Genomic DNA, 10,438 nt, shown 5'->3' with positions numbered 1-10,438 from the left:
GGCCTGGCTTCCGTGACAGCCGGGATGCCGCGACAGCCGGGCTTCCTCGGCAGCCGGGCTTCCTCGGCAGCCGGAATGCCTCAGCGACCGGAATGCCTCAGCGTCCGGCGTTCCGGGGCTTCTGGGGTTCCGCGGCGGTCGGGCAGGCACACCACCGGCATCCCGGCTCGGGCTGCCTCCCGTCAGCACCGCCCGCGCGTTTCACCGGGCACGGAGTCGAACCCCTGCGCGCCGGGGAGTCTCCGGGCAGGTGTCACGGGCGGGGGAGCAGTGCGGCCACCTCCGCCACGGCGTCGAGCACGTCCGGTGCCACCGCGCCGGTCGCCGTTTCGGCTTCCGCGATGGTGATCTCCTTCCCCTTGACGTCGGACCCGTAGTTGAGCCCGGTGAACCGGATGTCCGCCACGTCCAGCAGCGAACCCGCGAGCGGGCGGATGTCCCCGCTGCCCGGTCTGTCGATCACGGACTTGAAGTCCGACACCTCGCGTCTCGTGCGGAAACCCACCCACGCCACCGAGACGACCGCGCTGTTGCCCACGCCGTCGAGCACGGTGAACAGCACGCGGTCCAGCGACGTGCAGGGCGTGTGCAGGAAGAACTCCCGCACCTCGCCGTGCGACGCGACGAGGCACTCCGCGTCCTGCCTCACCGCCCTCTTCCCCTCGCGCAGACCCATCCGCCGCCAGGCCGCCCCGGAATCGCCCTTGCGCGCGGCCTTCCCGCTCTCCGCCTTGCGCACCACGAGGCTCTCACCGGCGGACGCTCCGCCGCCCGCCGCTCCGCCGCCGCCCGCCGAGGTCAGCACGCCCGTGCTGGTGCCCGTCGCGCCGGCACCGAACACACCCAGCGCCACCACCGCCACGCCCACCGGCGCCAGCCCGCTGCCTGCCTTGTCCGAACCGCCCCCGGCACCACCGATCCTGCGTCTGTTCGCCATGCGTCGATGGTCGCGACGAGCACCGACAAGAAAACGCGATTCGGCGGGTACCAACCCCCGGATTCACTCGTTCGGGTCGAGGAGTTCGAGGAAGCGGCGGCTGAACAGGTACGCGTCGCCCGGCCAGCGGGCCGACACGTAGTTGCCGTCGCGCACCGCGAACGCCGGGCCGTCGTCGGTCGCGGTGCCGCGCTCGGCCAGCGCCAGCGGGCCGCGGTCGAACCGGGTCGGCGAGTCCAGCGCCGCGACGACCTCGTCCTGCACGTACGCCGGGTACGTCCGGTAGTAGCGGCCACGCCGCCACGCGGTCAGGTAGTAGGCCGTGCGCTCCAGGTACTTCGGCAGGCACGTCGTGCGCCGGTCGGCGATCACCGACCGGCCGGTCGCCGGGTCGATCGTGCGGGCGAGCACGAGGACGCCGTGGCAGATGGCCCCGACCGGGCGGCCGAGGCGCCAGAACGCCAGCACGTGCGCCCGCAGCTCGGCGCTGCCGAGGTACTGCCGCATCCCCGGCGCGTGCCCGCCGGGGAGCAGCAGGCCGTCGTGGGCGTCGGGTTCGAGGTCGGACCACCTCACCGGGCTCCGGTAGGCCTCGTCGTCGAGCAGTTCCCGGTAGAACCGCCGCGGCTCCGGTTCCGCGCCGAGCTGACCGAACAGGACGCCGGTGAGCAGCAGCGGGTCGGCGGCCGGGGTCGTGCCGCGCTCGGTGGCGAACACGACCTCGTGGCCCGCGTCGCGCAGCAGCCGCCACGGCACGGCCACCTCGGTCACGTCGAAGTCGCGGTCGGGCAGCGGAACGAGGACTCGCATGGTGGTTGTCTACCAAACCCGCGCCGTCGTCAGGCGCGTGGAGCGGGGTCGGTCGTCGCAACGACCTCGACGGGACCGCCGCCGCGACCGCGGTCGTCGAGCACCAGCGGCGCGCGACCGCGCACCGAGTAGCGCAGGTGCGTGACCCGCGGGGTGTGGACGACCCTGGTGGGCACGAGTTCGACGGCCTCCTTGGACGGCAGGTCGAGGACGTCCAGCAGGCGCAGGCCCCTGCCGAGCACGACCGGCACCACGTGCAGTTCCAGCTCGTCCAGCAGACCGGCGTCGAGCACCTGCCGCACGAGGTCGCCGCCGCCCGCGACGGCGACGTCCTTGCCGTTCGCCGCGGCACGGGCCCGCTCCACCGCGGCGGCGACGCCGTCGGTCACGTAGGTGAAGCTGGTGCCGCCCCGCCGCCGCAGCACCGGGCGGGGCCGGTGGGTCACGACGAAGACCGGCGCGCGGAACGGGGGTTCGTCGCCCCACGGCCCCTCGCCGCCGTCGGCCATGCGCCGCCCCATCACGTACGCGCCCGCCGACGCGAAGGTCTCCGCGATGATGTCGGAGTTCACGTCCGGCTCGCCGCCCGCGAAGCCCTGGCGTTCGCGCCACGCCGACGCCTCGGCCGCCCAGCGCGTGACGCGGAAGAAGCCCGCGGCCTCCTCCGAGGCCAGCCAGTCACCCCCGCCGTCGTGCCTCGGTCCGGCGTAGAAGCCGTCCAGCGACACGGACACCTGCGCTGTCACCCTGGTCATGTCGAACTCCTCGGTCCACGGCGCCCGGTGGGCGCGTTCGCAGTGGATCGGAGCCGTCGCGGCGACTTCTACGTCCGGTTCGTCAGGACTTCCTCGGCCCGTCCCAGCAGGAACCGCCGCTCGGGGTGGCTGCCCGCCAACCGGGCCGCCTCCTGGAAGCACGCGGAGGCCGCGGACCGGTCCCCGGCCTGGTCGAGCAGGTGGGCGCGAACGGCCAGCAGGCGGTGGTTGCCCGCGAGGACCCCGGTCTCCAGGTCGCGGACGGCCTCCAGCCCCGCCGCGGGGCCGTGGACCATCCCGAGCGCGACGGCCCGGTTGAGCGACGCGACCGGGTTGGGCGCCAGTCGGTCCAGCAGGTCGTACAGGGCGAGGACCTGCGGCCAGTCGGTGGTCTCGACGGAGTCCGCCTCGTCGTGCAGCGCGGCGATGGCCGCCTGCACCTGGTACGGGCCGAGCGGGAGCGTCGCCAGGCTGTGGTGCAGCAGCGCCGTCGCCTCGGCGATGGCCGTGCGGTCCCAGAGCGACCGGTCCTGCTCGGCCAGCGGGACCAGGACGCCGTCCGGCCCCGTGCGAGCCCGGCCGCGCGCCTCGGTGAGCCGCATCAACGCGAGCAGGCCCGCGGTCTCGCCGGAGTCGGGGAGGCGGTCGCGCAGGTCGCGGGTGAGCCGGAGGGCCTGCCGGGTGAGGTCGACCCGGTGCAGGTCGGGACCGGCGCTGGCGCTGTAGCCCTCGTTGAACACCAGGTACAGCACGTGCAGCACGACCCGCAGCCGAGGCTCGGGTTCCGGCGGCAGCTCGAACCGGGCCCCCACCTCGCGGAGGCGCTGCTTCGCGCGGGAGATCCGCTGGCCCATGGTCTTCTCGGGCACGAGGAACGCCGCCGCGATCTCCGGCGTGGTGAGCCCGCCGACGGCCCGCAGCGTCAGCGCCACCTGCGACGGCTCCGTCAACGCGGGGTGGCAGCACAGGAACAGCAGTTCGAGCAGGTCGTCGCGCACCGGTTCCGCGTCCGCGGGCGCGGCGACCAGCGCGTCGCGCGGGGTGGCGTCCAGCACCGCCAGCTCACGCCGTTCGCGCGCGGCGTCACCGCGCACCTGGTCGACGTACCGCCGCTGGGCGACCGTGGTGAGCCAGCCCCGCGGGTGTTCGGGCGCACCGGCCCGCGTCCACGCCTCCGAGGCGGCGATCAGCGCCTCCTGCACGGCGTCCTCGCAGCGGGCGAAGTCGCGGTGGCGGCGCACGAGCGTGCCGAGCACGCGGGGGGCGAGGTCCCGCAGGAGGTCCTCGACCGCGGTCACCGGCCGCGCACCATCAGCGGCCACACCTCCAGGCCGCCGCCGACCCCCTCGGCGAAGCGGATCCCCGGATAGGACTTCGCGATCTCCAGCGCGCGGTCCTCGCTCTCGACGTCGACCACGAACATCGAGCCGACGTACTCCTTCGCCTCCAGGTACGGGCCGTCGGTGACGACCGGCGCGCCCGCCCCCGTCCGCACGGAGCGCGCCCGCGGGACGAGGCCCTCGGCCATGACCAGCTCGCCCGACTCGCGCAGCTCCTGGTTGAACGCGTCGACGCGGTCGATGAGCGCCGCGAGGTCGGCGGGCGGGAGGCTGTTCCAGACGGTCTCGTTGCCGTAGATCAGCATGAGGTACTTCACGGCCCCATCGTGCCGGCGCGGGCGTGGACGGGCGCGGCGGCACCCGGTGTGCGGGCGATGACGAACGCCCGGCCCCCGGACTCCGCGAGGTGGGCGTGGGCGCCGGTCAGCGAGTCCAGGACCGCGTCCTCGGGTGGTAGCGGCGTCACGGGCGCAGACCGAGGTGCGACCGCAGGGTGGTGCCCTCGTACTCGGTGCGGAACACGCCGCGCTCCTGGAGCAGCGGCACGACCTTGTCGGCGAACTCGTCCAGCCCGCCGGGGGTGATGTGCGGGACCAGGATCACGCCGTCGGAGGCGTCCTCCTGCACCGCGCGGTTGATCGTCTCGGCGACGGTCGCCGGTGAGCCGATGAAGGTCTGCTCGCCGGACACGTGGATGGCGAGGTCGCGGATGGACAGACCCTTGGCCTCGGCCAGTTCCCGCCACTGCCGGGCGACCGCGAACGGGTCGCGGTGCTGCCGCACGCTCGCCCTGCCCTTCACGACGGTGTTCTCGCCCGCGACCGGGTCGACGTCGGGCAGCGGGCCGTCCGGGTCGTAGCCGCTGAGGTCGCGGTTCCACACCTCCTCCAGCAGGCGGATCGCGGTGGGGCCGCTGGTCTGCTGCCGCCGCACCTCGGCCGCGAGGTCCTGGGCCTCGGCGTCCGTGTCGCCCAGCACGAAGGTCGCGGCGGGCAGCACCAGCAGGTCCTCGTGCTCGCGCCCGTACCTGGCCAGCCTGCCCTTGACGTCGGCGTAGAACGCCTGGCCAGCGGTGAACTCGCCGTGCCTGCTGAAGATCGCGTCCGCGGTGGCGGCGGCGAACTCGCGGCCGCCGTCGGAGTCACCGGCCTGGAAGATCACCGGACGGCCCTGGGGGCTGGTGGGGACGGCGAAGCGCCCCTCGATGGCGAAGTGGTCGTCGTGGTGGGTGAACGCCCCGGCGGCGGGATCGCTCACGAACCGGCCGCTCTCCCGGTCGGCGAGCACCTCCACGCCGTTCCACGAGTCGAACAGCTCCCACGCCGTGCGCATGAACCGCTCGGCCCGCTCGTAGCGCTGGTCGGCGGGCAGGAACCCGCCGCGGCGGAAGTTCTCGCCGGTGAACGCGTCCCACGACGTCACGACGTTCCACGCCGCCCGCCCGTCGGACAGGTGGTCGAGCGTCGCGAACTGCCGGGCCACCTCGTAGGGCTCGTTGAACGTGGAGTTGATCGTCCCGGCCAGCCCGAGCCGGTCGGTCACGGCGGCGAGCGCGGCCAGCACGGTGAACGTGTCGGGCCGCCCGACCACGTCCAGGTCGTGGATCCGGCCCGCGTACTCGCGCAGCCGCAGCCCCTCGGCCAGGAACAGGAAGTCGAACTTGGCGCGCTCCGCGGTCTTCGCGAGGTGTTCGAACGAGCTGAAGTCGATGTGGCTGCCCGACCGCGGGTCGCTCCACACCGTCGTGTTGTTCACGCCGGGGAAGTGCACGGCCAGGTGGACCTGCTTGCGCGGCTTGGTCATGTCGTCCTCACGCGGGGGCGTAGCGGTTGGCGGGGCGGGGCAGGCCGAGCAGCCCGCGCAGGGTGCCGGCCTCGTACTCCGTGCGGAAGGCGCCGCGGCGCTGGAGCTCCGGCACCAGCGCGCGGGTGATCGCCTCCAGGTCGTGCGGCACGGCGCCGGGCCGCAGCCGGTACCCGGTCAGCCCCGCCTCCCGCCACCCGAGCAGCAGGTCCGCGAGTTCGCCCGCCGTGCCGGTGAACACCAGCGCGTCGGAGGTGAAGTCCTGGCCCGCCAGGGAGTCCAGCCGCTCCTTGCGCGACGCCGCCGCGCCCGGCACGTCGTCCAGGAACACCACCAGTTCGCCGAACACGTGCGACACCCCCGCCACCTCGGCGAGGATCCGGTGCACGTCGGCGGTCTCGAACGGCGTCACGTGCACGACGTCGGCCGCCCGGACCGCCAGCCGGTAGGCCGGACCGGCGTGCGCCAGCACGCTCACGACCGGCTGCCCCTGCGGTGGCCTCGGGGTGATCGACGGACCGCGCACGGAGAACCAGCGGCCCTCGAAGTCGATCCGGTGCAGCTTCTCCCGGTCCACGAACCGCCCGGTGGCGGTGTCGCGGATCTCGGCGTCGTCCTCCCAGCTGTCCCACAGCCGCCGGACGACCTCGACGTGGTCGGCCGCCTCCTCGAACAGGTCCACGAGCAGGGGGTCGGTCGGGTCGACGCCCTCCAGCACCGGCACGTCGCGGCGGCCGAAGTGCCTGGCGTCGCTGGACCTCGCGGACACCACGGGCCGGAACCCGGCCCGCCCGAGGCTCACGTGGTCCACGGTCGCGACGGCCTTCGACAGGTGGAACGGCTCGGTGTGCGTCACGACCGCCGACGGCACGAGTCCGATGCGGCTGGTCCTCGGCGCGACGCGCGCGGCGATCAGCACCGCGTCCAGCCGTCCGCGCACCTGGTCGACCCGGTCGTCGTGCCCGTCGAGCAGCGTCGACTGCGGGCCGAGGGAGTCCTCGATCGTCACGAAGTCGAGCAGCCCCCGCTCGGCTTCCCCGACGAGGTCCGTCCAGTACCGCCCGGAGAACAGCTCCCGCGGCCTCGCGTCGGCCTCGCGCCAGGCGGCCGGGTGCCAGCCCGCGCCGTCGAGCGCTACCGCGAGGTGCAGTGGTGACCTGCCTGGCATGCCGACCCTCTTCTCACCCGAACTCGCCGTCCCCGCCAGGGTCGCAGCGAGGAGGGGGATCGCGCTGCGACGTCCGGGATGCGGGAGACCTGGTCGGGTCAGACTTTTCGTGCTAGCGCCAGCGCCATGACCTGCGAGCCGCGTTCGACGCGCAGCCGGACCTCGGGCGCGCGGTCGTCCGGCAGCACGTCGGTGGTCCACACGACCAGGCTGCCGCCCGGCCCGTCGGCGAACACCTCGAACGAGGCGTGGTGGTGCTCCAGCTCCGGCCGGGAACCCTCGACGACGGCGTACGCGAGCCGTCGCGCCCGGTCGTCCACGGTGACGATCAGCTCGTGCACGACCCAGCCGTCGGCCATCGTCAGGTACCGGTGCGAGCCCTCGACCCTGGTCGCCGTCACGTAGCCGGGGATGAGCCGCTCGTGCACCGCCCCCACCTCGCGCAGGCCCGCCCACACGTGCTTCGGGTGGGCGTCGACCGTGAACGACTGGCGGATGGTGGCGATGCGGTCAGCCTACCGGTCCTCCGCGAGGGGCCGGGCGCCGCGTCACGGCCGCTTGAGCTGCTTGCGGTTGGCCGCCAGGACCTCGTCGGACAGCGCGGGGTCGTCCTCGGCGACGGCGCGGGAGACCACCATCGCGCCGACCATCTGGCAGAACAGGGCCACCGCCTGCTCGCGCGCCTCCGCGGGGGTCGGCTCGGCGCCGGACTGGCGCGCGCGATCGAGCACCATCTCGGTGATGCCGCTGAAGTACCCGTCCAGCCCGCGTCGGTACTCGGCCTGGAACGCGGCGCCGTGGCGGCCCGCGTCGGCGGCCAGGGCGGCCGAGGGGCAGCTGGTCTCCGGGTGGTCGCGGTGGTCGGCCGTCAGGTACCCGTCGACCAGGTCGTTCAGGGCCGCCCGCGCGGAGCGGGGGTGTGCCCCGCGGACGGCGGCGAGCGCGGCGAGCGAGTCGGCGAAGCCCTGGCGGTAGACCTCCAGGGCGAGGTCCTCCTTCGAGGAGAAGTGGTTGTAGAAACCCCCGTGCGTCATGCCGGCGGCCTTCATCAGCTCCTCGATGCCGATCCCGTCGACGCCGCGCAGCCGGAAGCCCTCGCCCGCGGCCCGGACGATCTTCTCGCGGTTGAGCTTCTTCTGCTCCTGGGTGATGCGTGGCACCTCGGACACCTCCTCGACAAGACGGCACCGCCGCGCGCCGGGGTCGGCTTCCGGCCCGTCGCGATGATATCCGACATCAAAAGGGGCGCTCCTGCTCGACTGGCAATGAGGTAAGGCAACATCAAAGAGCGAATCGGCGGCCCGTCCCCGGCCCCGGACGCCCTCGAACACGGCAGGAGAAGCACGTGAAGGCCCTCGCCTGCGCGAAGGTCCACCCGCCCGACGCGTTCGCCGGGCTCGGAGGGGTCGACCTGGTGCTGTCCACGGCGGGGACCGTCGGCGACGCCGGGAAGACCGTGATCACCGTCCGCTACCGGGGGCGCGAGCGGGCCCTGACCTCCAGGTAGCGCCGCTCCGGGAGGCTCGACGTCGTCCGCGCCGCCCTGAGGTAGTGCTCCCGCGCCGCGCCGTGGTCGCCCGCCAGGTCGAGCAGGTGGGCGCGCACCGCGTGCACGCGGTGGTGGCCCGCCAGCGCCCGGTCGGCCTCGGCAGCGGCCAGCAGCGCCAGCGCGGGCAGCGGGCCGTGGACCATGGCGTGGGCCACGACGCGGTTGAGGGTGACCATCGGGCCGGGAGCCGCCGCGTCGAGGAGGTGGTAGAGGCCCAGGATCTGGCGCCAGTCCGTGTCCTCCGCGCGCTCGGCCTCGTCGTGCACGGCGGCTATCGCGGCCTGGAGCTGGTACGGGCCGACGGGCGCGGAGGCGAGCGAGGCCGTGATCAGCTCCACGCCCTCGGCGATGGCCCCGGCGTCCCACCTGCCGCGGTCCTGCTCGGCCAGCGGCACCAGCGCGCCGTCGTCGAGCGTCCTGGCCGGACGGCGGGCGTCGGTGAGCAGCATCAGGGCGAGCAGGCCGGTCACCTCGCCGTCGTCCGGCAGCCGGGCGTGGAGCTGCCTGGTCAGCCTGATCGCCTCGGACGTGAGGTCGACGCGGTTGAGGGACGGCCCGGAACTGGCGGTGTAGCCCTCGTTGAAGACCAGGTAGAGCACCTGGAGCACGGCCGAGACCCGGTCGGGGAACTCCTCCGGCGGCAGGTGGAACCGGGCGCCGCTCGACCTGATCCGCTGCTTGGCCCGGCTGATCCGCTGGCCCACGGTCGACTCCGGCACGAGCAGCGCGCGGGCGATCTCGGCGGTGGTGAGCCCGCCGACCGCGCGCAGGGTCAGCGCCACCTGCGACGCCCCGGTCAGCGACGGGTGGCAGCACAGCAGCAGGAGCGCCAGGGTGTCGTCCACGGCGGGCGGCGGCTCCGGGTCGGGGACGGCCCGCGCGGCCACCGCCTCCTCGCGGCGCCTGCGGGCGCTCTCGGAACGCCACAGCTCCGTCCGGCGGCGGGACGCGACGGTGACCAGCCACGCCCTCGGGTTGTCCGGGACGCCCTCGACTGGCCACTGGAGCGCCGCCGCGAGCAGCGCTTCCTGCACGGCGTCCTCGCACGTGTCGAACCCGCCGTAGCGGCGGACGAGCGCCCCGAGGACCTGGGGCGCGAGGTCGCGCACCAGGTCCTCGAACGGTGTCCTCACAGGTCCCAGGCGCTCATGTCGAGCACCGGCCGCACCTCGACCGCGCCGGTGGCCGCGTCCGGCGTGCGGGCGGCGATCTCGACGGCGCGCTCGTAGCTCTCGACGTCGACCAGGTAGAAGCCCGCCAGGTGCTCCTTGGCCTCGGCGAACGGTCCGTCGCTGGTCAGGGTCTCGCCGCCGCGCACCGACACCGTCCTCGCCAGTTCCACGTCGGCCAGGCCCTCCGACACGACCAGCTCGCCGGACTCGGCCAGCGCCTCCGTCAGCTCCAGGTGCCCCTTGCCGAGGGCGTACCGCTGGTCGTCGTCCATGGTCTCCCAGAGCGCCCTGGACCTCGGGTTGCTGTGGATCAGGATCAGGTACTTCACGGCTGCCTCCGACGCGGTTCGAGGATGTCCTCCACCCGTTGTGTCGAAGCCGGGCGGCTCGCTTCGACGTCTCCGGTGACATCGATCCGGACGACCCGAGGAGCACATCATGACCAGCGACGTCGAGCAGATCCAGACCGTGGTGAAGGCCGTGGAGGCCGCGATGGAGGCGAAGGACGTGGACCGCCTGCTGGCCCGCTACACCGCCGACGCCGTCACGTTCGACCTGGCGCCGCCGCTGCGCCGCGTCGGGCAGGAGGCGCTCGACGCCGAGGGCCTGGCCGCGTGGTTCGCGGGGTTCGACGGCCCGGTCCACTACGCGGTGGTCGACCTGGAGGTCACCGCGGGGGAGGACGTGGCGTTCTGCCACGCGCTCAACCGGATGGCGTCCACGCCGAACGGGTCGCCGGAGGGGTTCGTGATGTGGTTCCGGATGACCGCGGGCCTGCGCAAGGAGGACGGCCGGTGGCGCATCGCCCACGAGCACACGTCCACGCCGTTCCACATGGACGGGTCCTTCCGGGCCGCCACCGACCTGGAGCCGTAGGCGGGGGTCCGTTCGGGACCGCCGCGCG

At 73.9% G+C, this 10,438-nt stretch carries 14 protein-coding genes; 2 read left to right on the top strand and 12 right to left on the bottom strand.

Annotation, left to right across the window (positions count from 1 at the left end; all coding sequences use genetic code 11):
- Positions 1 to 253: 253 nt before the first annotated feature.
- The 10 genes from AC156L_RS01175 to AC156L_RS01130 all read right to left on the bottom strand — a co-directional run bounded on the left by AC156L_RS01175 (position 254) and on the right by AC156L_RS01130 (position 7,973).
- Entirely contained in the window at positions 254 to 937 is a 684-nt protein-coding gene (locus AC156L_RS01175) for a hypothetical protein (RefSeq protein ID WP_330881464.1), read from the bottom strand.
- 63 nt (positions 938 to 1,000) lie between these two features.
- Positions 1,001 to 1,747 (bottom strand): type 1 glutamine amidotransferase domain-containing protein, encoded by a 747-nt coding sequence (locus tag AC156L_RS01170; RefSeq protein WP_330881462.1) that lies wholly within the window; start codon positions 1,745 to 1,747, stop codon positions 1,001 to 1,003.
- Between the two features lie 29 nt (positions 1,748 to 1,776).
- Complete coding sequence (locus AC156L_RS01165) at positions 1,777 to 2,502, bottom strand: dihydrofolate reductase family protein (protein WP_330881460.1); 726 nt, start codon at positions 2,500 to 2,502, stop codon at positions 1,777 to 1,779.
- Positions 2,503 to 2,570: 68 nt separating this feature from the next.
- Positions 2,571 to 3,800, bottom strand: coding sequence for an RNA polymerase sigma factor (locus AC156L_RS01160; RefSeq protein WP_330881459.1), 1,230 nt, complete (start codon positions 3,798 to 3,800; stop codon positions 2,571 to 2,573).
- Positions 3,797 to 4,159 carry a YciI family protein gene (locus AC156L_RS01155; protein ID WP_330881456.1) on the bottom strand — a complete coding sequence of 121 codons (363 nt, stop codon included), beginning with the start codon at positions 4,157 to 4,159 and terminating at the stop codon, positions 3,797 to 3,799. Before AC156L_RS01155 ends, AC156L_RS01160 begins: the two co-directional genes overlap by 4 nt.
- Positions 4,156 to 4,308 (bottom strand): hypothetical protein, encoded by a 153-nt coding sequence (locus tag AC156L_RS01150; RefSeq protein ID WP_330881454.1) that lies wholly within the window; start codon positions 4,306 to 4,308, stop codon positions 4,156 to 4,158. The genes AC156L_RS01155 and AC156L_RS01150 overlap by 4 nt, the downstream gene beginning before the upstream one ends.
- Positions 4,305 to 5,645 carry an NtaA/DmoA family FMN-dependent monooxygenase gene (locus AC156L_RS01145; RefSeq protein ID WP_330881452.1) on the bottom strand — a complete coding sequence of 447 codons (1,341 nt, stop codon included), beginning with the start codon at positions 5,643 to 5,645 and terminating at the stop codon, positions 4,305 to 4,307. The genes AC156L_RS01150 and AC156L_RS01145 overlap by 4 nt, the downstream gene beginning before the upstream one ends.
- Before the next feature lie 7 nt (positions 5,646 to 5,652).
- Positions 5,653 to 6,813 carry an LLM class flavin-dependent oxidoreductase gene (locus tag AC156L_RS01140; protein WP_330881450.1) on the bottom strand — a complete coding sequence of 387 codons (1,161 nt, stop codon included), beginning with the start codon at positions 6,811 to 6,813 and terminating at the stop codon, positions 5,653 to 5,655.
- Positions 6,814 to 6,911: 98 nt separating this feature from the next.
- Positions 6,912 to 7,310, bottom strand: a complete 399-nt coding sequence (locus AC156L_RS01135; RefSeq protein ID WP_330881470.1) for an SRPBCC family protein — start codon at positions 7,308 to 7,310, stop codon at positions 6,912 to 6,914.
- Between the two features lie 51 nt (positions 7,311 to 7,361).
- On the bottom strand, positions 7,362 to 7,973 hold the full coding sequence (locus AC156L_RS01130; RefSeq protein WP_330881448.1) for a TetR/AcrR family transcriptional regulator: 612 nt from the start codon (positions 7,971 to 7,973) through the stop codon (positions 7,362 to 7,364).
- Between the two features lie 185 nt (positions 7,974 to 8,158).
- On the opposite strand from AC156L_RS01130, the gene AC156L_RS01125 reads away from it, so the two are divergent.
- Positions 8,159 to 8,320 carry a hypothetical protein gene (locus AC156L_RS01125; RefSeq protein ID WP_330881446.1) on the top strand — a complete coding sequence of 54 codons (162 nt, stop codon included), beginning with the start codon at positions 8,159 to 8,161 and terminating at the stop codon, positions 8,318 to 8,320.
- Here AC156L_RS01125 and AC156L_RS01120 read toward each other — a convergent pair.
- Positions 8,284 to 9,495, bottom strand: coding sequence for an RNA polymerase sigma factor (locus tag AC156L_RS01120; protein WP_330881444.1), 1,212 nt, complete (start codon positions 9,493 to 9,495; stop codon positions 8,284 to 8,286). The genes AC156L_RS01125 and AC156L_RS01120 overlap by 37 nt on opposite strands.
- On the bottom strand, positions 9,492 to 9,863 hold the full coding sequence (locus AC156L_RS01115; protein ID WP_330881442.1) for a YciI family protein: 372 nt from the start codon (positions 9,861 to 9,863) through the stop codon (positions 9,492 to 9,494). Before AC156L_RS01115 ends, AC156L_RS01120 begins: the two co-directional genes overlap by 4 nt.
- A 109-nt stretch (positions 9,864 to 9,972) precedes the next feature.
- On the opposite strand from AC156L_RS01115, the gene AC156L_RS01110 reads away from it, so the two are divergent.
- Positions 9,973 to 10,410 carry a YybH family protein gene (locus tag AC156L_RS01110; RefSeq protein WP_330881440.1) on the top strand — a complete coding sequence of 146 codons (438 nt, stop codon included), beginning with the start codon at positions 9,973 to 9,975 and terminating at the stop codon, positions 10,408 to 10,410.
- Positions 10,411 to 10,438 lie beyond the last annotated feature (28 nt).

This window comes from Umezawaea sp. (assembly GCF_057122925.1).
The sequence above is the reverse complement of the archived record's forward strand: the minus strand, read 5'-3'. Positions and strand labels throughout refer to the sequence as shown.